The sequence below is a fragment of the Chryseobacterium tongliaonense genome (assembly GCF_041224435.1).
In the GTDB taxonomy this organism is placed as follows: domain Bacteria; phylum Bacteroidota; class Bacteroidia; order Flavobacteriales; family Weeksellaceae; genus Chryseobacterium; species Chryseobacterium tongliaoense.
Window position 1 is genome coordinate 1 of the sequence record NZ_JBGFFD010000033.1, and the last position, 798, is coordinate 798.

The following is a 798-nucleotide window of genomic DNA, read 5'->3' on the forward strand; positions in this document are numbered from 1 at the left end:
AGAGAGGAAGGGATTCGAACCCTCGATACAGTTACCCGTATACTACCTTTCCAGGGTAGCTCCTTCAACCACTCGGACACCTTTCTATGAACTCATTGATCCTATGAGACTGTCAAAATAAATCAATCTCTTTCAATAAATAAAAAAATAAAGCACAACCATCTGTGCAAATTTGTGTTATCTGTGGGAAATATCAAGTAAGATTTTTTTTGCATTTTAAATAAAAAAGCAGAATATTATTAATTCAGAAAAATATTGCAGTATTTTAATTAAATTACAATTAATGCAAATCAATCTCAAACACATATCTTCACATTAGCCTCTATCTCGTATTCACTAACACTTTAATTACTATTAGGGGGTTAGTTAGTGCGCTATCCGCTATATCTATTTCGTTACGGCCTCCGCTTCGCTTCGGCCGCACCAAACAAAGAGTACCGTTTATATCATGGCTGGAAACTGTAATCATATTCTAAAAAATTACAGCTTATAGGTTTTAAAACCTATAAGCTTTGAACGGATTCCCAACGATTTTTTACTCCCATATTTCACGTTCTTCAATTTCTCCAACTTCTCTCACACGGTTTAGCTCATTCCTCTGACCTTTCCCTTCCAAAAAACAAACATTAGTTTAAAATTAATATTACAGAGAGCCAGTAACTTAAGCTTAAATATGAATTAAAAGTAAATTTTAAGTTAAATAAATTTGGATTGTAAAGGGTATAGGGTGTACTTTTGCCGCACTGAAAACGAGAGTATGTCAGTAGCGCAGGAGAGCTTTTGAGTAAGCATAATTAA

The 798-nt window shown here is 34.0% G+C and carries 1 tRNA gene; it reads right to left on the minus strand.

From position 1 onward, the window contains the following. Nucleotides 1-86: transfer RNA gene (locus tag AB8P06_RS20615), tRNA-Ser, on the minus strand. Between the last annotated feature and the right edge of the window lie 712 nt (nucleotides 87-798).